The 20,780-nt window shown below is 39.3% G+C and carries 21 protein-coding genes; 5 read left to right on the top strand and 16 right to left on the bottom strand.

Translation table 11 applies throughout. From position 1 onward, the window contains the following. Positions 1 to 770 (bottom strand): ammonia-dependent NAD(+) synthetase (gene nadE, locus V7659_RS14075; protein ID WP_335540526.1); only part of this gene is annotated, 770 nt, incomplete at its 3' end. 127 nt (positions 771 to 897) lie between these two features. Between nadE and V7659_RS14070 the strand changes: the two genes are divergently transcribed. Further along, entirely contained in the window at positions 898 to 1,410 is a 513-nt protein-coding gene (locus tag V7659_RS14070) for an acyl-CoA thioesterase (RefSeq protein WP_335540525.1), read from the top strand. 31 nt (positions 1,411 to 1,441) lie between these two features. Here the strand turns inward: V7659_RS14070 and V7659_RS14065 are convergent, their stop codons facing one another. Further along, positions 1,442 to 2,437 carry a DUF3231 family protein gene (locus V7659_RS14065; protein WP_335540524.1) on the bottom strand — a complete coding sequence of 332 codons (996 nt, stop codon included), beginning with the start codon at positions 2,435 to 2,437 and terminating at the stop codon, positions 1,442 to 1,444. Positions 2,438 to 2,551: 114 nt separating this feature from the next. Beyond that, positions 2,552 to 3,526, bottom strand: a complete 975-nt coding sequence (locus V7659_RS14060; protein ID WP_335540523.1) for a cation diffusion facilitator family transporter — start codon at positions 3,524 to 3,526, stop codon at positions 2,552 to 2,554. 150 nt (positions 3,527 to 3,676) lie between these two features. Between V7659_RS14060 and V7659_RS14055 the strand changes: the two genes are divergently transcribed. Further along, on the top strand, positions 3,677 to 4,387 hold the full coding sequence (locus tag V7659_RS14055; protein WP_335540522.1) for a DNA alkylation repair protein: 711 nt from the start codon (positions 3,677 to 3,679) through the stop codon (positions 4,385 to 4,387). 37 nt (positions 4,388 to 4,424) lie between these two features. Here the strand turns inward: V7659_RS14055 and V7659_RS14050 are convergent, their stop codons facing one another. From V7659_RS14050 to V7659_RS14020, 7 genes are all read right to left on the bottom strand, one after another. Next, a complete protein-coding gene (locus V7659_RS14050; protein ID WP_335540521.1) occupies positions 4,425 to 4,658 on the bottom strand; it encodes a hypothetical protein in 234 nt (77 codons plus the stop codon). A 63-nt stretch (positions 4,659 to 4,721) separates the two neighbouring features. Beyond that, positions 4,722 to 5,726: an AI-2E family transporter gene (locus tag V7659_RS14045; protein ID WP_335540520.1), complete on the bottom strand. Its 1,005-nt coding sequence runs from the start codon at positions 5,724 to 5,726 to the stop codon at positions 4,722 to 4,724. A gap of 96 nt (positions 5,727 to 5,822) precedes the next feature. Further along, a complete protein-coding gene (locus V7659_RS14040; RefSeq protein ID WP_335540519.1) occupies positions 5,823 to 6,533 on the bottom strand; it encodes a polysaccharide deacetylase family protein in 711 nt (236 codons plus the stop codon). After that, positions 6,530 to 7,915, bottom strand: coding sequence for a sensor histidine kinase (locus V7659_RS14035; protein ID WP_335540518.1), 1,386 nt, complete (start codon positions 7,913 to 7,915; stop codon positions 6,530 to 6,532). Before V7659_RS14035 ends, V7659_RS14040 begins: the two co-directional genes overlap by 4 nt. Before the next feature lie 5 nt (positions 7,916 to 7,920). Further along, positions 7,921 to 8,619, bottom strand: coding sequence for a response regulator transcription factor (locus tag V7659_RS14030; RefSeq protein ID WP_420491277.1), 699 nt, complete (start codon positions 8,617 to 8,619; stop codon positions 7,921 to 7,923). Between the two features lie 239 nt (positions 8,620 to 8,858). After that, positions 8,859 to 9,452, bottom strand: coding sequence for a putative ABC transporter permease (locus V7659_RS14025; RefSeq protein ID WP_335540517.1), 594 nt, complete (start codon positions 9,450 to 9,452; stop codon positions 8,859 to 8,861). 113 nt (positions 9,453 to 9,565) lie between these two features. Further along, a complete protein-coding gene (locus V7659_RS14020; protein ID WP_335540516.1) occupies positions 9,566 to 10,753 on the bottom strand; it encodes a YhgE/Pip domain-containing protein in 1,188 nt (395 codons plus the stop codon). 179 nt (positions 10,754 to 10,932) lie between these two features. Between V7659_RS14020 and V7659_RS14015 the strand changes: the two genes are divergently transcribed. The 3 genes from V7659_RS14015 to V7659_RS14005 all read left to right on the top strand — a co-directional run bounded on the left by V7659_RS14015 (position 10,933) and on the right by V7659_RS14005 (position 13,443). After that, complete coding sequence (locus tag V7659_RS14015) at positions 10,933 to 11,541, top strand: TetR/AcrR family transcriptional regulator (RefSeq protein ID WP_335540515.1); 609 nt, start codon at positions 10,933 to 10,935, stop codon at positions 11,539 to 11,541. A 124-nt stretch (positions 11,542 to 11,665) separates the two neighbouring features. Then, entirely contained in the window at positions 11,666 to 12,391 is a 726-nt protein-coding gene (locus tag V7659_RS14010; RefSeq protein WP_335540514.1) for an ABC transporter ATP-binding protein, read from the top strand. Further along, positions 12,388 to 13,443, top strand: a complete 1,056-nt coding sequence (locus V7659_RS14005) for an ABC transporter permease (protein WP_335540513.1) — start codon at positions 12,388 to 12,390, stop codon at positions 13,441 to 13,443. The genes V7659_RS14010 and V7659_RS14005 overlap by 4 nt, the downstream gene beginning before the upstream one ends. A gap of 174 nt (positions 13,444 to 13,617) precedes the next feature. Here the strand turns inward: V7659_RS14005 and V7659_RS14000 are convergent, their stop codons facing one another. The 6 genes from V7659_RS14000 to ftsE form a co-directional block, all read right to left on the bottom strand. Beyond that, the gene (locus V7659_RS14000; RefSeq protein ID WP_335540512.1) at positions 13,618 to 14,211 is read right to left on the bottom strand and encodes an NADPH-dependent FMN reductase; all 594 of its coding nucleotides are present in this window, start codon (positions 14,209 to 14,211) and stop codon (positions 13,618 to 13,620) included. Positions 14,212 to 14,510: 299 nt separating this feature from the next. Then, entirely contained in the window at positions 14,511 to 15,701 is a 1,191-nt protein-coding gene (locus tag V7659_RS13995; protein WP_335540511.1) for a PDZ domain-containing protein, read from the bottom strand. A gap of 169 nt (positions 15,702 to 15,870) precedes the next feature. Further along, a complete protein-coding gene (locus V7659_RS13990) occupies positions 15,871 to 17,328 on the bottom strand; it encodes a S41 family peptidase (protein ID WP_335540510.1) in 1,458 nt (485 codons plus the stop codon). A 154-nt stretch (positions 17,329 to 17,482) separates the two neighbouring features. Then, on the bottom strand, positions 17,483 to 18,763 hold the full coding sequence (locus V7659_RS13985; RefSeq protein ID WP_335540509.1) for a murein hydrolase activator EnvC family protein: 1,281 nt from the start codon (positions 18,761 to 18,763) through the stop codon (positions 17,483 to 17,485). A gap of 167 nt (positions 18,764 to 18,930) precedes the next feature. Continuing rightward, the gene (gene ftsX, locus V7659_RS13980; protein ID WP_335540508.1) at positions 18,931 to 19,824 is read right to left on the bottom strand and encodes a permease-like cell division protein FtsX; all 894 of its coding nucleotides are present in this window, start codon (positions 19,822 to 19,824) and stop codon (positions 18,931 to 18,933) included. Further along, positions 19,814 to 20,500, bottom strand: a complete 687-nt coding sequence (gene ftsE, locus V7659_RS13975) for a cell division ATP-binding protein FtsE (protein WP_026567745.1) — start codon at positions 20,498 to 20,500, stop codon at positions 19,814 to 19,816. The genes ftsX and ftsE overlap by 11 nt, the downstream gene beginning before the upstream one ends. Between the last annotated feature and the right edge of the window lie 280 nt (positions 20,501 to 20,780).

The raw sequence follows: 20,780 nt of genomic DNA, 5'->3' as shown, positions 1-20,780 counted from the left end.
GTCATCTGATAACGATGTTCAATTTTCTCTGCGGCCTCTTTTGAAACTGGCTTTCCTTCCAGATAATCATCGAGTTCATCATATGTAATCCCTAATTCTGTTTCGTCGGCCTGACCAGGTTTTTGGTCGAGAAGGTCTGCAGTTGGTGTTTTTAAATATAAGCGTTCGTCGGCACCAAGTTCTTTTAATAGGACTTTCCCTTGCCGCTTTGATAAGCCGCTCAGCGGAAGAATATCTGCCCCGCCATCACCATACTTCGTATAGAAACCTGTTACTGCTTCCGCTGCATGGTCTGTGCCAATCACAAGCAGACCTTCCATGCCGCCAATTGCATATTGAGCAATCATTCTCATCCTTGCCTTGACATTTCCCTTTTGATAATCACTTAACGGTGCCCCTTGATAGCTGGCATCATATTCTTTTTGGACTTCATCTACTGCAGATTTGATGTTAAAGACTGTCTCACGGTCAGCGCGAATAAAGGCTAATGAGCGTTTAGCGTCTTCCTCATCCTGCTGGACGCCATATGGGAGACGAACAGCGATAAACAAAGCTTCTGTCCCTTCATTACGAAGCTCTTCCACCGCTAGTTGGGCGAGTCGCCCAGCCAGTGATGAATCCTGACCCCCGCTTATTCCCAGCACATAGCCCTTGGCCTTCGTCTTTAACAGGTAATTTTTTAAGAAATCGATCCGTTTCCTAATTTCCTCTTGCGGTTGAATCATCGGACTCACATTTAAATCCTTCATAATCTGTGCTTGTAAACTCATTACTGTACCTCCTGACAAACAATCGATATATTAACTAATGTACCACAAATGTTTAGATTTCACTAAAACGGTGAGAAAATAGTAAAATGGGTAAATTAACAGTGACGACAATTCAGGAGGGATTAGGATGGAAGCAAAAACATGTAATGAGTCTCGGGTGGTAAGAACGAGCAGGATTTTTCCTAACGATGTAAATAACCATAATACTTTGTTTGGCGGGAAGTTAATCAGCGATATCGATATGATCGCCTCCATTTCTGCGGTCAGACATTCAAGAGCGGAGTGTGTAACTGCCTCAATTGATTCGGTTGACTTTCTTAGTCCGATTACACCGAAGGATTCTGTTTGCATTGAAACTTTTGTGTCTTCAACAGGAACCTCGTCGATGGAGATTTTCGTTAAAGTGATTGCGGAGAATCTCATGTCAGGCGATAGGAAAATTGCCGCCACCGCCTTTTTAACCTTTGTCGCACTAGATGACAACGGTAAACCGACAAAGGTTCCAAGTATCATCCCCGAAACGGAAGAAGAAAAAAAGCTGTTTGAAACGGGTAAAGAAAGAGCAGCCAAGCGAAAAGAACACAGATTAAGTAGTAAGGAGCTCGCAAGCGTACTGACAATACATAAACCTTGGGAATGAGCACAAAAAAGGTTCGCGATATTCGCGAACCTTATAATTTCTGGAGATCCCTTCGACTTGGTGCATGCGGTGGCAGCTGGGCCCAGCCTCGATCAACCATAAGATCGAAACCTTTAGCCGAATAAACCATTATATCTATAATGTATTTTTGATAATAGGAAGCCAGATCTGTTCTCATTGATAATGACAATGCATGTCCAATAAGGGTAATGTCAATAGCGTTCAATGAATGGAAAAGTGTGACCACAAGCCTATCTGAAAAAGGAGAAACCGTAGAATCCGTCACTTCTATACTTGTTGAGACATTCCCAAGTAGCTCCTCTCTCATTAGGATATCGTTGAAAGTTTTAATTTGCTTTTCAGATATTTTCTTGCCTTCCTCAATATAATTATGAATCTCCTTGTCTGATACCACTTGAAGTAACCCCATACATAGGAGGATTGAAAAATAATTCCGCTCTGTATTAAAAAAAATCTCTGTAATTTCAGCCACGTTTAACGGCCTTTTCTTCCCGATTCCACTTAAATAAGACAATTTTTCAATGTATTTCACTTCATTTGGATAGGGTATCATCGGCGGGCGGTCATAGATTCCCTTCGAAAGCATAAGATTTGTGGATTCCTGATATAACAATGAAGTTTGCTGGACCATCGTAACAAAGAAATCCATCACATCTTTTCTCGCTACATTTGCCGTTAAAAATCCGGTGTTAATCATACTCATGCGGCTCATCGAATAAATAAAACTGAGGCCAAACATATCATAAAATAATGGCGGGGCAGATAAATTAAGATCCTTTTCAGAAAATCCATCAGGAATTGGAATGCCTTCATCATTCAAAATGGTCGTGATTTTCTGAATATGCCCCTCAGATATTTCATATGCTTGTTCGAGAATTTTTTTAATCTCTTCATCTTGATTGTGATGAAGAAAATAGATAAGCAAGCAAACAGACATATTCTCCTGAATATACGTAGACCATAATCCCCCGATTTCCGCACTAGTTAACCGTATATTGTGTTCCACCCTTAGTTACCCCCTAATTTCGCCCTTCCAGAATAGAATTCCACCTGAAAACGGCTTTATTCGTTCTGTTAAGACGGAAGAAGGTCCAATGATGATTTATCTACAAGACAGTTTCTAATTTGCTGCTGATCCACTTCTTTCCTTCCAACTCATGACTTCATCTTCTTCATCAATCTCAATCGTCACATCGACGACACCTTTTTCTGCCATGATTTTTTCTTCTAATCGATCTTTAATATCATCAGCTGCAGCTACTGTTAATTTTGGATCCACTTCAATTTCTAATTCAACATGCAGATCCTCACCCTCTTTAATGACAGTGATTCCTTGAATATCCTTAACATCAGGATCCTCCATCACAAGCGTGCCAATTTTGTTTTCCATTTCTTCATCTGCCTGCCCAAGGACCCCTGCAGCATTATCCAAAAAGACTCTGCCTACCACAAAGAACATCATCGCCCCAATCAGCATGGAAGCGAGCCCCTCAATTTGATGGAAATCTGTAAAGCGAGAGATGACGACGGCGATAATGGCTAACAAACCACCTAAGGTGGCAACTAGATCCTCCATAAAAACCAGTTTGGTAGCAGGTTTAGCTTTTCCCAAATTGGCAAAGCTTTTTGTAAACACTTGAAGCCCACTTGCTTCAACCTCAATTTCATGTAAAATCTCTTTCATTGCTTTAAATAAAACAAAGGTCTCGAGAAGGGTTGCAACGGCTAAAACGACCAGGTTAATGATAAAACCGCCAGACTCTGTCGGATGGACGACATGATGGTACCCTTCTTTTATGGTTTCAAATGCCATAATTCCGACGATTAATACGGCACCCAAAAGAACAAGGTTGACTAAGCGGCCAAATCCATTGGGATATTTTTCGGTCGGAGCCTTCTTACTTAAGGCGGAGCCGATAAACACGAAAAACTGATTTGCAGCATCACCAACGCTGTGCATCGTTTCTGCAAACATTGCAACATTGCCTGTAAACATGAAGGCGATTCCTTTGATAATGGAAATAATCGTATTAATGATCGCTGCCAATAAGGCAGATTTATTGCCGCGTTTTAATAATTGTAGAAGTTCGCTCATTATATCCTCTTTTCCTAAATAAACTTTGATTTTCTTAATATTTTCTAAAATAACTTATTTCATTATAACTAACTTTTTACAACAAGGAAGGGAAATTGTTCCAAACAGATGATAAAATGATACCATAAACAACCCATTGGAGGATGAGAAATGACATTAGATGAAATCATGTGGAAACTAGCTGAACTGGGGACCGAACAAACCAAAAAAACATTTATCAATCACGGCGCAAAGGAAGGCACCCTGTTTGGGGTGAAGATAGGTGATTTAAAAAAGTTCGTTAAGTTTGTAAAAAAAGATCACCAGTTAGCTTTGGACTTATACAACACAGGTAACTTTGATGCCATGTATTTAGCAGGTCTTTCTGTGAATCCAAAGTTGATGGAAAAAGAAACACTCCAAGATTGGGTTAAAAAAGCAAACTGGTATATGCTTGCTGAATATACGGTAGCAGGAGTTGCCGCTGAAAGTCTCTATGCCTTTGAGCTAGCAAGAGAATGGATGAAATCCGATGAAGAAATGATTGCTGTCTGCGGTTGGAATACGTATGCCAATTATTTATCAATTACTCCAGATGAACATCTCGACATGGAGGAAATTCGCAGCCTCCTCCAGCAAATTGAAAACTCCATTCATGAAGAAAAAAATCGTGTCCGCTATGTAATGAATGGGTTTGTCATTAGTACAGGTGCCTATGTAACTGCATTGTATAACGAAGCAGTCACAGTCGCAGAAAAGATCGGTAAGGTTCATGTGAATGTCGGTAAAACAGCTTGTAAGGTCCCAATCGCCACTGACTACATAAAAAAAATCGAACTCCGCAATAAAATTGGAGTCAAAAGAAAAACATGTATTTGTTAAAAAATCAGGGCCCTATTATTCATAGGGCCCTCAATAATTACAGATTCTTCAGCACCAAAAATAAGCGGTTATTTCTGTTTTCTTGTTCTTCCTTTGTAGCCAAATCGTACTTTTTAAGCAAATGAAATACCTCATTTAAGAGGTTCTGTGTATGTTCTTTTTCAAAGAACTGATTAAATAATGGCTTCATCTCTTCCGGAAGAAAGGACGCTTGTGATTCATACTTACTTTTTACATCTTCCTGGCTATGGTTAAGTTTACATTCGCTCATGTGATTTCCCCCTTATCCTTCATACCTCTAGTATAGACAAAAAAGCCCTTAACATGGGCTTTTTTATTTATACTTCTTACTCTCAGTTACTTCTAAAACATCCAATAGGAAAACAAAGACGGGAATCCCAACAATCAAACCCCACACACCAAAAAAGTGCTCAGAGAAGATCAATACAAGGAATGTATAGAAAACTGGGAGATTTGTTTTTGAGCTCATTAAATTTGGATTTAAAATATAGGCTTCGATGCCATGAATAATCATAATTGCAATGCCAACGTAAAGAACGGTGGCCATACCGCCAATACTATAAGCAATGATGGTAAGTGGAATCAATGAAATAATGACACCTGCAACTGGGATCAATCCCAATACAAAAATCATAATCGATAGTCCGCCGAGCTGTGGAAAGTCCAGTATCCATAAGGAGATGGTGGTTAAAATACAGTTCACAACAGCAATGATTAGTTGGGCCTCAATCACCTTACCAAATGTTCCCACAAACTTTCGAGCAAAAAATTCCACTTCAGTGTAAATAGGTGCAACTTTACTAGTTCTAAATTTCTTCGTGAATTCAATCAAACGCGGTTTTTCTAATAAGAAGAACAAGCTCATTAACAGAGCTAATAAAATTTGCAAACCAATTTTACTAATATCCGTAAAGTACTTAAATACAAAGGTAACGCCTTGCTCTAAGTAACTTGAGATTTTAATTTCTTCCATTCGACTGACAATATAATTCAGCACCAAGTTATCGTGTTTTGCTGTATAAAAAGCAGTCAACTGCTTGATTAATGCTGTGATTTCACCTGCAATCATAGGCAGGTACATAACCAAGCCATAAGAAAGCAAGCCAACAATACTTGCATACGAAATAACCACAATCAACTTTCGGTTAACCGGTATTTTTCCTTCAATAAAATGCACTAACCGATCCATTAAAAAAGTAAAAATGAACGTTAGCAAAATTAAATTGATCATTGACTTCATGGCATAAATTAAGATAGCAATTAAGACAAAAATAGATATTCTCTTGAAACCTGTACTCTGCAATAGTTTATTGATCATAGGCTATTATCGATCCCCATTATATTCGCTATATTTACCTGAAAATTTTTATAACAATATATTGATTATACCAAATCTACAGATATATTGTCTGTTTTAAAATTGGATTGGCTCAGTTGTTTTTTCAATTGGTTTTCCTTCATACCCATGTTTCCTTAAATAGTCTAGAAGCTTAGGCAAATGGGCAAGTGTTTCCTTTCGCTCATGTAAAAGGATGACAAGCGGACCATTATGGTGTTTCTTCTGTTTTATTTGATCAATAACACTATTTACATAGCGCTTATCCTTATAATACCAATCCTTACTATCAATATTCCAATCCCACATAATATAGCCGTTTTCCTTCACAGCCTTTTTATACTCGTTTGTCATGTTTGGGGCACTGCCATACGGGGTTCTCATGATAAAAGAATTGACACCTGATACCTTCATTAAGGTGTCCCGGTTTTGGTTTAGTTCATTGAGTACTGTTTTTTTAGATTTATAAAATTTCTTTTGACTGTGAGATACACTATGTAAACCAACTGTTTCGCCTGATTTGACCATTAATTTGACCGCTTCAGGATATCTCTTAATATTCCCATCAATCATAAAGAAAGTAGCTTTAAATTGATACTTTTCCAGTTGCTTGATAATCTGATTGGAAAAGGGTGCAGGACCATCATCAAATGTTAAGGCAATAGCCGGTTCATGTATCCTTTTAACGATTTTCCGTCCGCTCATACGAATGAATATGGTAGGTAATATCGCATAGATAAGGAACAAAATGAATAAAAGCATAAAACTCACAATCATTATTTTAATCACTCAAAAACATTTCCTTTCCATCTTTCCTTAGGTAGGAACAACTCCACTTCTGTCCCCACTCCCTCCGTACTTTTTACGATGATTTCGCCTTGGTGCTGTTTCATGATATTTTTTGCAATCGACAACCCCAGACCTGTCCCGCCTGTCTCCCTGCTTCGGGCCTTGTCCACCCGGTAAAAACGTTCAAAAACATTTTCTATTTCACACTCAGGTATGCCGATTCCGTAATCCTTTACGGTAATGATTGTCCATTGTTCCTTTTCCTTTAAATACACATCAATTTTATCTTTACTGTATTTGATGGCATTATCGATTAAGATAATAATTGCCTGTTTTAATTTAACTTCATCGGCTACAACGGAGATGTCTGGTGCTTGATAATGAAGGTTGATTTCTCTTTTATAGGCACTTTTAAGCTGCTTAAAAATAAGCTCACACAAGGCTACTACATTAATTGATTTTGCTTCTAAACGATTTCCTGATTCTGTATCAGCTAAATCCAGAAACCGTTCTGTCATCTTTTGAATTCTTGTTGCTTCTAAGTGAATCGATTCAATCGCATCATGGGCAACCTCTTCATTTTGTAATCCACGTCTAAGAAGGAGGTCTGCATAGCTTTTGATTACCGTGAGTGGGGTTTTTAATTCATGCGAGGCGTCAGAGATAAATTGCCTCTGTTTTTCGAGATTTTCCTCTAATCTGCCAATCATCCGATTAAACGTTACCGCCAATTTTTGCAATTCATCCTTTGTCTCATGTTGGATGATGATTTTTTTCGGAATCCCACTTTTTTCAATATCCTCCATGGTGTTAATCATATTAGAAATCGGCCTCATAATTAGATTGGATAACCATCTGCCGCCCAACAGCGATAATACCGCTCCGAGTATCGTACAAAAAGTAAGAATAGATAGTAATAAGTCTTTTCCAGTTTCCAATCCTACTAATTTCTCCCCGAACTCCAGTGTTCCAACAACCTGTCCATGTGCATGAATCGGCACTCTGACAATTGCAAATTGTTCTTCTTGATGATTAAGTCGAATGGTACGCCTTTCAGTACCCTTTTCGCTGGTGAATTTCGGTTTTATTTTAGCAGCCAGTTGCTGATCGTTTGTTACTTGATTAATAATTTTTGCATCCGGTTGAACGATCCTTATAAAAGATTGATTCGTTAGGTAGGGGGTTAATTTTTCTTTAATAACAGACTTGGAATCTTCCTTGTTTATTTCATTTATCAAGTAATCAGCCTTTTGAAACAGTTCACCATCTTCCATATTGACAGTAATCTTCATAAATGAAAAAAAGACAACCGCATTCACAGCAAGTAACACACAGATTATCCAAGCCGTTGTAATTAGGTTAATTTTTGTGGTAATCTTCATTTCGTTTAATTCTCCCTTACGGTATAACCGATTCCTCTCACCGTTTGAATAATCGTCGGGTCAGAAAAACCTTCTTCAATCTTCTTACGTAAATGTCTGATAAACACATCAATGACATTTGTTTCTCCTTCATATTCATAGCCCCATACATGTAGAAGGATGCTTTCCCGCGTGACAATTCTATTTTTTTGCGATAGCAAATACACGAGTAAATCGAATTCCTTTGGAGTTAACGTGATCGAAGTCTCACCCCTTTTGACCTCTCTCGTATCAATATTCACGGTTAAATCCCTTATTTCTAAAAGGGAATCATCGGTATGTGAAGCCTTTATTGCAATGGAACTTTGACGAAGACATGAGCGAATTCTTGCTAATAATTCCTCAATCTCAAATGGCTTTGTAATATAATCGTTGGCCCCTTGATCGAGTCCTGCTACCTTATCGATTGTCATATTACGGGCGGTTAATAAAATAACAGGTATTAGGTTATTCTCTTTTCGGATTCTTCTTAACACCTCAATACCATTGATTTCGGGTAACATAACATCCAATAAAATTAAATCCAATTTTTCACTTAAAGCTGCCTGCAAACCTGATTTCCCGTCATAAGCTACCATTACTTCGTATCCCTCATAGTCGAGTTCAATCTTTAATATCTTCGCAATCTGTTTTTCATCCTCAACAACCAAAATTCGCGGTTTCATCGTCATCCCTCCTTTTTCATTCATTAGATTTAGCAGCAAATTGAAATTTTTATATAACGATCTATAGCTTTCTAGGAACTATCTCATTCAATTTAGCACGTTTTTTGCTTAGTTTTCTTTTTTTCATTGAATTTTAATCTTTCATTCTAACGCTAGGTTCGTGTCATGTTACCAGTTTAACGACAAAAACTCCTTCTATTTTGTGGAAGGAGTTTTTTATAAGATTTTGGTGTCAGGCACTATTGAATTTGATTATTTGCTTTTTCTGCTATTAGTTCCTGAAGTGTATGTTTGCGAATAGCTAAGACGAGATCGGCTAGGAAATACAATCCTATGGCTGACCAGATCCATGCCCAATATGGTTCAACAGCACCATACGTTGAGACAATTGCAGGATGGATCCATTTAATACATAGGAGCGACAGGACCATCCAGGATAAAGAAAAGGGTAGACAAATATGACCATGAAGCTGCATGGGTGTGTCGGTGTAATCCCACCACTTCCGGTTAAAAAGCTTTTGCAGAAGCGCACCTGTTACATATTCCACCAAAGTTGGGATGAAGAAGCAAAGAAAAATAATTACTCCCCCATTTGTTTCTGGTGAAATCAAATAGACCAAAAGCACCGGGGTAATGCCGTACATCGGTTTAAATGGCCCAAATAGAAAATTAAGCTTAAAGAATTCCCGTTTTGTCAAAAAGTTATAGCTGTTTTCAAGGAGCCAGCCTAAAAACGAATAAACCGTGAAATAAAAAATCAGCGCGGCAGCTTCTTCAAGATTGAGAAGATCTGGATTTTGAAACTCAATTCCATTCAGCAAATTAATAATCATGGCTGAACCACCTTTCATGGATAAGAATTTCCCACTTTAGGTTTAACAGCCATGCTTCCAAATATACAAAAAAATTCCTGTTTTATACTTTTCAAACTTGTGAAGGTGCTCATTTACAAAGCAGCAGATTTTTCCTCCTGTTTTGAACGAAATTTTAACACCGAGGCAAATATCACGACCATGCTTCCGGCCGCAATCCACGTTAAAACTGATGTTGGATGATTCCAGCTGAAATTCTTGCCAAAAAAGAACAAGTCTCTGAGTCCTTCGACTAAAAACCGAATCGGCAGCCAAGGATTGATCCAATCGCGGTAAAAGGGTGACATGAACTCAGGTGCCATCGCCAATAGGGGCGCTCCAAAGAATAGCATGATCACAAAAATGGGAACTCCCTTGATTCCAGTCCAGGAAAGCACAGCTGAAATCATTAAGAAAAAGCTGTAACACGACAGGGATAAGAACAGTGCTATATCTCCAAATTGAGAAATATGAACTCCGATTGCATCAGCCATCCAGGTTAATCCAAATCCTGCTACAAGGGCAATCACTGCTCCCATCAACACTTGAGCGAATAGTGCACTAAACTTTTCCTTTCGAGTTGCAAACGTTACTTTAGACAAGGTTAAAAAAATGATCACCGCTCCAGCAATACTTGCCATCCAAAGCGGCTGGAATAAGGAAATCGGAGCATTTCCATTCATGCTATTCGTACCGGTTTCATTAACATTACTTACTTTTTTGGTGATCGGTGACACAAAGGCCGCAGCCTGTTTCGTAGTCACCGTCCCCCCTTGTTTTTCAAATGCTGTTAATAGTTGGGTCCGGAAATTCGTATTCATTTGGTCGACAATTCCATTAAGGACAGTACCTGCCATTGTCGAACCAGCCGTGTTTATCCCTTGATTCACTACTATTTCAATTTCAGGTGAAATTGGTTGAGTGCCGCGAAGCGAAGCTTGCTTCCTGGAGAAATCCTTCGGAATGACTAACGCCGCATAATAATCACGGTTGTCCAACCCCTTTATTGCTTCCTGATAACTTGAGGCGGAGATAAATTTAACGGCAGGCTCTTCACCTGAAGTAGATTGGGCTGTTTTCTGAATCATGCCTGCAATTGTTTTCCCCATATTCACTTTTCCCTGGTTCGGAATATCCACCCCTTGGTCTTCATTAACAAACACAATTGGTAAATTCTTTGGAGTAGGTTGGACGGATGGAATGAGCGTTAATCCAAAAACAAGTACCACAACTAAGACAATGATCGGTGATAAAAAAGCCAATTTACTTTTGAATAATTTCATGGAATCCTCCTCTTATTTTCCTAAAATAACTAAACACGATGTTGATTAATGCTCATGGTGTATATTATAATTCGTTTATTATTAAAGGCAATCAACAATAAAAAGCTATCTGTCTATTACTTAACACAAATGAATGAAACGTTTATTTTTTCTAAAAAATTTTTTTCGGAGGAATAGGAATGTCGGAAAAACCAACTGATAAACGAATTGTACGGACCAAGCGATTGATTCGCGATGCTCTTACAGAGTTAATGGAGGAAAAGGGGTTTGAAGGTATTACCGTCCGAGATTTAACACAAAAAGCAGAGATTAATCGGGGAACATTTTATCTACATTACCATGATAAATATGATTTATTGGAGCAGAGCGAAGCGGAGATCTTAATCGAAATTCAAAAAATCGCACAAGAAATAAACCCACTTGATTTCATGAACTTTAATAGGGCAGATGAGCCCTTTCCTTTCATTATTACTTTATTTGAACTTTTCCAAGAAAATTCAAGTTTCATGAAAGTATTACTGGGTCCAAACGGAGACGCATCATTCCAAGGAAAATTGAAAGATTTCATTAAACAGACCTTTTATCAAAATATCATATCAAAAATAAACACAGATACTTTGCTTGTCCCGGTGGACTATCTTTTTGCTTATGTCAGTTCCGCCCACCTCGGTGTGATTCAGCATTGGTTAGAAAGCGGGATGGAAAAATCTCCACGCGAAATAGCAATGATCCTATCGCGAATCACATTTTTAGGACCTAGGAATGCTCTTGGTTTTAAACAAAATTAGATTGCCCTTTGAACGTGAATCCTTTTTTAAAAGTAAATCAACACATTGTTGCTTTTTGTTTATTGCATATATCCACCTGCGTTGTAAAATGAAATCATAACAGCCATCCTAGGAGGCATGATTGATGAATTCAACCATTAATGTAGAAGACGTCAGTAAAAGTTTTGGAAAAAAAACCGTCTTAAATGAGGTCAACTTAACGATCGAAAAAGGGCAATTATTCGGATTGATTGGACCTTCTGGTGCCGGAAAGACCACCCTTGTCAAAATGATTGTTGGCATGGAAAAAGCGGATAAAGGTTCCATTCATGTGTTAAATAAAAAAATGCCAAACCTTTCCTTACTTCAAGACATTGGCTATATGGCCCAAGCAGATGCCTTGTATAGTGAGTTAACGGGCGAAGAAAATCTAAAGTTTTTCGCTTCCCTATTTGGGTTGAATAAAGAAGCACAGAAAAAACGGTTATTGTATGTCGCCAACTTAGTCAACCTCACCGATGATCTAAACAAACGGGTCGCGGCGTATTCTGGGGGGATGAAACGGCGCTTATCCTTGGCAATCGCATTAATTCAAGACCCGCAAATCTTAATCCTTGATGAGCCAACCGTCGGCATTGACCCCGAATTAAAATTGTCGATTTGGAAAGAATTCCTGCGCTTGAAAAATGAAGAGCAAAAAACCATCATAGTCACCACCCATGTCATGGATGAAGCTGTGAAATGCGATTATGTTGCCATGGTTCGCGATGGAAGGATTTTAACAAGCGGCACGCCTAATGAATTAAAGGCATTATACGGAACCGACGATTTCGATGAGGTATTCTTGAAAGCTGGGGTGAAACAATCATGAGAGTTTTCGCGTTAGTTAAACGAATCTTCCGGCAGATGTTTCGAGATAAACGCACCTTAGCGCTGTTATTTGTGGCACCACTGCTTATCCTGACCCTGATGTACTTTTTATTTAACGGCAGTTCCGTGGAACCGAAATTAGGTGTCACGGGTGTGGATGATAATCTTGTGAGCGTTTTGAAAAAGGCAGACATTCAAGTGAAACAGTACGAAAACGTTAATTCTGAAACGGTGGTTGATGAAGATCTTGATGGGTTATTGGAACAAAAGAATGGAAGAATAAAATTAACATTGCAAAATAACGATCCATCAAAAGCGAAAGGCTTGCAGATGAAAGTCAGCCAAGCGGTCGCGGCCCAAAGTCAAGCTAAGCTAATTCAGCAAAATCCGGCTGCCGCAGGTCTGGCCCAGCAAAGCATCGATATAGATTATGTGTATGGAGATGCTGACACCGTCTTTTTTGATGTATTAAGCCCGATATTAGTTGGCTTCTTCGTTTTCTTTTTCGTCTTTATTATTTCAGGAATTGGATTATTGCGTGAACGGACAACAGGGACTTTGGAACGGTTGATGTCGACGCCGATTCGGAGATGGGAAATCGTTACAGCGTACTTGATAGGCTATGGTATTTTTGCAGTCATCCAAACCATGATCGTGGTATTCTATTCTATTAATGTATTAGATATCGTTCTGGTAGGGTCGATTGGGAATGTGCTTCTCATCAATTTAATTCTCGCGTTAGTAGCTCTCTCCCTTGGAATTCTATTATCGACATTTGCAGCTTCAGAGTTTCAGATGATTCAATTTATCCCAATCGCCGTCATTCCGCAAATCTTTTTCGCAGGAATTTTCCCGCTGGAAGGGATGGCCGATTGGTTACAGGCGGTCGCAAAGATTATTCCGATGTACTATGCGGGGGACGCTCTAAAAGGTGTGATGTATAAAGGGTTAGGTTTTAGTGAGATTAGCGGCGACCTCTTGTCCTTACTTATCTTCGCAGCGATTTTCATTGTGTTGAATATCTTCTCATTGAAAAAGTATCGTAAACTATAAAGTGGAAGCGCCCGTTTAGCAGCGTATGGACTGGAGCGCTTTGACTGAGATAAAGGAAACACGGAGAGCGAAGTACACTAGCTGCTGGGTGCTGGAACTAGACTGTTTGCTAAGTTCAATTCTTATAAAAATAGGGGAGAGATGATCAATGAATCATCTCTCCCCTGTTTATTCTTATCGGATTGTTTTTAATGCTCCGCTCCATTGGTTAACTTCATCAAGCATAGCATTTACATTTGTAAGGTGTAATTCTGCTGGTTTGAAAACACTGCCGTTTTCAAAGTCTGTGAATAATGATAAGGTTGGATGTGTACGAACATCCGCTACTTTTAACTCACCTAGGATTCCGCGTAAATGTTCAGCGGCACGTGCTCCGCCTGTTGAACCATAGCTTACGATCCCTGCAGCTTTGTTATTCCATGCTTCACGTGCAAAATCAAGTGCATTTTTTAAAGCACCTGTGATGCTGTGATTGTATTCTTGTACGATGAAAACAAAGCCATCTAAGCTAGCCAGTTTAGTATTCCATTCTGCGATTCCTGGTTCTGAACCGTCTGTTGTACCTAAGAATGGTAAATTAAAGTCCGCGATATCAACGATTTCATAGTTTGCATCGCCGCGCTTGTCAGCAATTCCTTTCACCCATTCTCCAACTTGTGGGCTTACACGTCCTTGACGTGTGCTTCCTAAAATAATCCCAATGTTTAATTTTGTCATTGTTTTTTCCTCCTTCGTTGATTCACCAAATAGCCTACCTAGAAAACCCAACTTCAACACCACCTATAAAAATTTTTTTATATAAAAATTACGTAGTGTTCATGAAAAAACAAAACGTTTCTTTGCAGGATTTCTTCCTACAAACATACTTACCAAGATATCATCAATTAAAATATTAATAAATCAAACATTATTAATTAATATATCTCTAATTCAAAGTAATTTTATAATATTTATGTTTTCTTGTCAATCGATTTAACTTTAGATTATACAAAGTTATTATTAGTTATTCTAAAAAAAAATAAAAAACAAAAAAACCACTTAGCACAATGGCTAAGTGGTTTTGGGTGTCAGGCACCAACATCATATTTACGATCGTCCTGTACAAAGAGGATGCCTAGTTCGTGGTGGTCGCCTTCGTATAGTGCGCGTTGGACGAAACGGATTTCTCCATTTGTATCGAGGACCTCTAGTTTGCAGTGGGCGCGATTTTTTTGCAGTGCTTCGTAAAACACCTTTTCATCACGAACCAAGACGCCATTCGCTTTCGTGATCACTTCACCCACTTTCAAATCCATTTTACTTGCAGGTGACTCGGGAATAACCCCGATAATCATCAGGCCTTGATTCTTTTTGGAAAAATAAAACGGGAGATTATCATCTTTCATGCCAGCGAGTAAAATAATAAACTCACGGCCGAGAACGGCCAGAGCAGCAGTTACAATCGAACTAAGCGGGAACCAATAGCCTAGAGCAGAAAGAAGTGTAACAAACACTCCAAGGACGATTACACGACGGCCATGAAGCTGGATCGCTACTTTGGGCAGCATTCCTTTGACTTGCTGATGAAAACCAATGGCAAACGGCACAAAGATCAGCGAGTACTCTTTAGCTCCTAAATGGAAAACGGGCCACCAGTCAAATGGAAGCTGTAACGCATTGCCTGGTATGAGTAAAAAGATCGGCAGCATCCAGAGACGCTTTCCTTCATGTAAACCTACATTTTGACCGCGTTTACTTTTAGCGAGTTTAGGGGAGGTTCCATAACTGCCATTTTTAAAGATGAGCATCCCTTCTGCAATGAGCATCAACCCCAACAAAACGACAATAGAAGGATAGATCTTGTCACTCAATGCCTCAAACGACTTCGAGAAAAGCGGGATTGACCATTTATTTTCCGCGATCAATATGATCGAGAAAAAGGCTGCCCCCATCGTATAAGCGGGCGAGATCCAGCGAACATTTGTCGTTAGTGACCACAAAAATGTAAATCCAGCAATAAGCAGGATGGTTGCGAATGGAACCGTGATCCCTGCTGAAATAACAATTACAGAAAGTACAAGTCCGATCAAAATGCCGGGCGGAAATAACTGTCGAAGTTCAAAATAGGCATCATGTGCCCGAATATGGAAATTTTTCCTTTCACGTTTCACCCTCATTACACCTAAAATCCCTGCCAGGAAAACGAGATAGTATAAAACAGGATGAAGAAATAACTTGCCTGTCCCTTTAAGAAGTTCTACAAGCCATATTTGCACCAATTCCTGCCACCTGCCTCTATTAAAAATTTCTAGTAGTCTATTATGGAAAAGTCTCCTAAAGAGTATTTTACCAAATTGCCGCCATAAAACATATTGCTAGTTTTTAGAAAATGGTAAAAATATTGTATCACTTAAGACCAAAAGAAAAACAGAGGCATAAGCCCCTGCTTTACTCTTTGGTTATTAATCTCAATGCGGTTTGTAACTGCAAATCGTTTTTCTCTTTTTTCATTTCGACAATGGCTGCTTCTTCAAGTTTGGCTGCAGTCTCCGGACCAATTTTTCCAGTTGGCTCCAGGTTTGCTTGGAGCTGGAATCCTTTAACGGCCATAGTCGTTTCCTTACTAAAATAACCATCCGTCCGGCCTGGTGCAAATCCTAAGCCAGCTAACACTTCTTGGGCGTTCTTCACTTGCTCATTGTTCATATCCTCTTCCAATGTCTCTTCGACTTGAATCGGATGGGTGGCGAAGATTGCTGGTTGTTTAATGGCCACATCTGGCTCAATCCCTTTTTTATGAATCCAATTTCCATCTGGGGTCAGCCATTTAAATAACGTCAGCTTGATGTTGCTTCCATCCCCCATCGGGACAGCCTGCTGAACAGTGCCTTTTCCGAAGGTAGTTTCTCCAACGAGTTGATAACCATCCGCTTCTTGAAGTGAACCGGCGAGAATTTCTGATGCGGAGGCACTGCCTTTGTTGACAAGGACAACTACGGGATAATCCTTTTTCTCCGAAAGATTGGAGAAGTATCGTTTTTTCTCACCATTCCGCTGCTCGATTTGGACATATGGCTTATTTTCTGGGACAAATTCCTTTAAGATCTCACCAACACTGTCGAGTAGACCGCCAGGGTTTCCACGCACATCAATAATCAACCCTTTAATATGATCGTTTTCTAAGGCAGATAATTCTTTTTCAAAATCAGCAGCTGTATCCTCTGAAAAAGAACTTAGTTCGATATAGCCAATTTTTTTGCCATCATGTTCCTTAATAGAAGCATGGACCGTTTCAAGAGGGATTTCATCGCGGGTGACGTCAATCGCCAGCGGATCTTTTAACCCTTTTCTCGCAATTAATAATTGAACCTTTGTCCCTTTTTCCCCGCGAATCTTTAGTGTTGCCTTATTCAAGTCCAGCCCTTCTACACTTTTCCCATCAACCTTTAGAATTTGATCATTTGGCTTAATGCCTGCTTTTTCAGCAGGAGAACCTTTAAACGGGGAGACGATTACAATTTTCCCATCGACCATGCCGACTTCAGCCCCAATTCCTTCGAATGAGGATTCCAAAGTTTGAGTAAATTGTTTGGCGGTTTCCTTGTCCATATAGACAGAGTACGGATCTTTTAGAACAGATAACATCCCTTGAATCGCGCCTTCTACCAACTTTTCCTGATCTACCTTTTCAACGTATCTGCTTAAAATAAGATCATAGGCATTCTCTACTTTTTCTAGATCTACAGCCTTTTCCGCCGAACTGAATCCATTATTATCTGAGGGTTTCACCAGTTCGAGTTTATTACTCCCATTTTTATGATCTAATAGCTGCATGCCTGCATATGTGCCCCCCGCCCCAGTCAGGAGCGAACCCGTCATCAAAAGGGCAATCCATCTACGATTCATCTAAGGTCCTCCTTAAGTTAAAAATGCCTGTCCTTTCTATTTTTCTAAAAAGGCACCAAATTCCTGCCCGATTATTAACATATATGTAAAGAGTGGACGAGTTATGATGATTGATAGGTATAAAAAAAGAAGAAGCAAAAAGCTTCTCCAATTATTATGGTAGTGGAACTATGCCGACTGGATTGATGGCATAACGCTTATCCTGTGTCCATGGCCCTTTATGAAGTTCAAAATGCAAATGCTGTCCTCTTGAGGCACCAGTATTCCCCATCAGACCAATCTTTTGACCTTTTTTCACGCTTGCCCCGCTGCCAACATAACGTTGGGTCATATGAGCATAAACAGTTGTATACACTTGTCCATTAATCGAGTGAGAAACAAAAATACAATTTCCATACGTGCTAGAATAATAGGATCTAATCACCACGCCATTGGCCGCCGCAACGATTGGCACCTTATTTCCGTTGGCAATATCGACACCATAGTGATTCCCATCACCACGACCGCCAAAACCAGAACTAAGATATCCCGCTGCCGGCTGGGTCCAAGATCCGCTCGTAACATTAGGTGTAGTATCAGATTTAGGACCACTATCATTTCCATTGTTTGAGTTTGTGGTTCTACTTCTTTTCGCTTCTTCCACTGCACTAGCTTGTGCTTCTTTTTCCATTTGAATGGCCTTTTGAATCGCCGCCTCTTGAGCAGCAAGAATTTGCTCCTCTTCTTGCAACTCCATCATACCTTCATGGACTTCTTCTTCCTGGTCTTTAAGGCTAGCTAACATTTTATCTTTTTCTTTCTTTTGTACATTCAATTGCTGATTCATAGTTTTTAAGTCTGCTAGCATCTTTTCAAGGCTAGCAAGATCTTTTTCTACTTTTGCCTGCTTCTGTGCCAGTTCCTGTTTATCGGCCTCATGCTGCTTAATAATATCTTGGTCAGCCTGTACGATCGTGGCAACTGCATTGGCCCGGTCAATGAAATCGCTAAAACTGGTTGATCCCATTAACACATCTAAATAATTGACCATGCCGCCATTTTCCTGGTAACTGCGGGCCCGGTCCTTCAAAAGCACATTTCGCTTATTAATTCGCTCTTTGATCACCTGTGTTTCAGCTTGAAGTTTCGTAACCTCTGCTTTTGTATCTTTTATCTTTTTGGATTTGTCGTCTATTTTTGTGGTTGTATCTTCAATCGCAAAGTCAAGGCGTTTCATTTCACTTTTTACGTCAGCCTGCTGACTTTTTAAGGTGTTGATCTTATCATTTGCTTGATTGATACCTGATTGTAAATTAGAACGTTTCTCATGGATTTTATTTTGTTCACCTTTTAGACTAGATATTGATGCAGCTTCTGTTTTAACAGAAACTCCGCCAAGTATTGTTCCTAGTCCGACCGCTAGTGCAACGGCACTGGTGATGACTAATTTCTTCATTTCCGATTTCTCCTCCTATCTCTCTATGTACAGGTAAATCAATGTTTACCTGTTTGTGACGAATGCTGTTGTACGTAACATTCTGAAGGACTCACGCGTCTATCCTAGTTATAGGTCGGATAACAGTAAATCAGGAAGGACACGGGTACGATCCTTCCTGATCTGGATTATACTTTTAAGAATTTCCGAACCGACATTAAGCTTCCCCAAACTCCAATAAGTGCACCCATTAGAATAAGAATGCCGGAAACCTGATACATGAATGGATCAAATGGAAGTACTTTAATGAAAGTTCCTTCAAGCCGAGGACCAATATAATCATAAGCACGATAGTAGGCAATGGAAATCAGGATAATTGGCAAAATTGATCCAATTACACCCAGCCATAGACCTTCTAAGAAAAACGGCCACCGGATAAACGTATTTGTGGCACCTACTAACCTCATAATCTTAATTTCTCTACGTCTAGCAATAATTGTAATTTTAATTGTATTCGAGATTAAGAAAATAGCCGTAAAGAATAGGCCGATAATTAATACAATACCGACGTTGCGGCTTGCTTTAATGAACTTAAATAATTTCTCTACCTTGCCCTGGCCATATTTGACCTTGGCAACATAAGTGGATTTTTCGATTTGTTTAGCTACTAGCATCGTATCTGTCGGTTTTTTCGTTTTGACAATATAAACATCATTTAAAGGATTATCTTGTTCAAAAAGTTTAAAGGACTTTCCTTCTTCCCCAAGACTATCTACTAAATTGTCTAGTTCCTGCTGTTTTGAGGAAAATGTGACACTTTTTACCTCCGGAATACTTTCAATCTCAGTTTTAAGCTTTTGCTGATCTTGTGCGTTGGCAGCTACATCAATGTGAACGCGAATTGAAACATCGTCTTCAATTGTTTCTGCTACACGGTTAAGATTCATCATTATTACGAAAAAGACACCAACTAAAATCAAGGTAACGGTAACAGCACTTACCGATGCAAAAGTCATCCAGCCATTTCTGCTGATATTCTTTAAGCTATCTCGGGAGTGGCGGCCAATGGTTCTAATTTTCATAACCGTATTCACCTCTTTCATCATCACGCACGATTTTACCGCCTTCAATGGCAATCACGCGATGCTGTAATGTATTAACAATCTCTCGGTTATGGGTTGCCATAACGATCGTCGTCCCTCTTGAATTAATCTCTTCAAATATTTTCATAATTTCCCAAGAAGTTTCAGGATCAAGGTTTCCGGTAGGCTCATCCGCAATGACGACTTTCGGCGAATTGACGATCGAGCGGGCAATGGAAACACGCTGCTGCTCTCCGCCTGAAAGCTCGGACGGCAGCATTTTTATCTTATGCTTTAAGTTAACTAGATCAAGAACTTCCATCACTCGTTTTTTTATAACTTTCGGTTGAGCTTCGATAACCTCTAAGGCAAAGGCTACATTTTCATAAACAGTTAATCTCGGAAGCAGCTTAAAATCCTGAAAGACAACACCAAGATTCCGTCTGAATATAGGAACCTTTTTCATTTTTAATTTGGCTAAGTTTACACCATTCATAGTGATTGTCCCAGAAGTCGGAACTTCCTCACGATACATCATTTTAATAAATGTCGATTTTCCGGCACCACTTGGTCCAACGACATAGACAAATTCGCCCTGGTTGATCCGGACGTCAATCCCATTAATGGCCGAAACTCCATTTGGGTACTTTTTATAAACATCTTGTAGTTCTATCATTTTTTATCACCTTTATTTAAAGATATCTCGAATTTTATTCGACAAATATCTTTTTTTATTTGCAAAATGGACTAGGATAAACAAAAAAAATATGTGCATAATTTCGCATAATCCTATTATAACATCATAAATTGTTAAAAAAAGCGGTAAAAATATTACAGTTTCTTTTCAAAGAATTACAAAACCCGACAAATTTTTCATTTCGGAGGAAGAACAAAAAGCGCAAGCGCCCGTTTAGCGGCGTATGGACTGGAGCGTTCCAACCGAGATAAAGGAAACA

The organism is Neobacillus drentensis (assembly GCF_036966985.1).
GTDB lineage: Bacteria > Bacillota > Bacilli > Bacillales > Cytobacillaceae > Neobacillus > Neobacillus drentensis_E.
This window is presented reverse-complemented; position numbering and strand designations above follow the sequence as displayed.

What these genes read in the sequence shown, in the direction of transcription:
- V7659_RS14060 (WP_335540523.1), bottom strand. Translation starts at nt 3,526, where the DNA reads ATGAGCGAACTTCTACAATTATTAAAACGCGGCAATAAATCTGCCTTA.
- ftsX (WP_335540508.1), bottom strand. Translation starts at nt 19,824, where the DNA reads ATGAAAATTAGAACCATTGGCCGCCACTCCCGAGATAGCTTAAAGAAT.
- V7659_RS13990 (WP_335540510.1), bottom strand. Translation starts at nt 17,328, where the DNA reads ATGAATCGTAGATGGATTGCCCTTTTGATGACGGGTTCGCTCCTGACT.
- V7659_RS14025 (WP_335540517.1), bottom strand. Translation starts at nt 9,452, where the DNA reads ATGATTATTAATTTGCTGAATGGAATTGAGTTTCAAAATCCAGATCTT.
- ftsE (WP_026567745.1), bottom strand. Translation starts at nt 20,500, where the DNA reads ATGATAGAACTACAAGATGTTTATAAAAAGTACCCAAATGGAGTTTCG.
- V7659_RS14015 (WP_335540515.1), top strand. Translation starts at nt 10,933, where the DNA reads ATGTCGGAAAAACCAACTGATAAACGAATTGTACGGACCAAGCGATTG.
- V7659_RS14070 (WP_335540525.1), top strand. Translation starts at nt 898, where the DNA reads ATGGAAGCAAAAACATGTAATGAGTCTCGGGTGGTAAGAACGAGCAGG.
- V7659_RS14030 (WP_420491277.1), bottom strand. Translation starts at nt 8,619, where the DNA reads ATGAAACCGCGAATTTTGGTTGTTGAGGATGAAAAACAGATTGCGAAG.
- V7659_RS14055 (WP_335540522.1), top strand. Translation starts at nt 3,677, where the DNA reads ATGACATTAGATGAAATCATGTGGAAACTAGCTGAACTGGGGACCGAA.
- V7659_RS14035 (WP_335540518.1), bottom strand. Translation starts at nt 7,915, where the DNA reads ATGAAGATTACCACAAAAATTAACCTAATTACAACGGCTTGGATAATC.
- V7659_RS13985 (WP_335540509.1), bottom strand. Translation starts at nt 18,763, where the DNA reads ATGAAGAAATTAGTCATCACCAGTGCCGTTGCACTAGCGGTCGGACTA.
- V7659_RS14005 (WP_335540513.1), top strand. Translation starts at nt 12,388, where the DNA reads ATGAGAGTTTTCGCGTTAGTTAAACGAATCTTCCGGCAGATGTTTCGA.
- V7659_RS14045 (WP_335540520.1), bottom strand. Translation starts at nt 5,726, where the DNA reads ATGATCAATAAACTATTGCAGAGTACAGGTTTCAAGAGAATATCTATT.
- V7659_RS14050 (WP_335540521.1), bottom strand. Translation starts at nt 4,658, where the DNA reads ATGAGCGAATGTAAACTTAACCATAGCCAGGAAGATGTAAAAAGTAAG.
- V7659_RS14020 (WP_335540516.1), bottom strand. Translation starts at nt 10,753, where the DNA reads ATGAAATTATTCAAAAGTAAATTGGCTTTTTTATCACCGATCATTGTC.
- V7659_RS14010 (WP_335540514.1), top strand. Translation starts at nt 11,666, where the DNA reads ATGAATTCAACCATTAATGTAGAAGACGTCAGTAAAAGTTTTGGAAAA.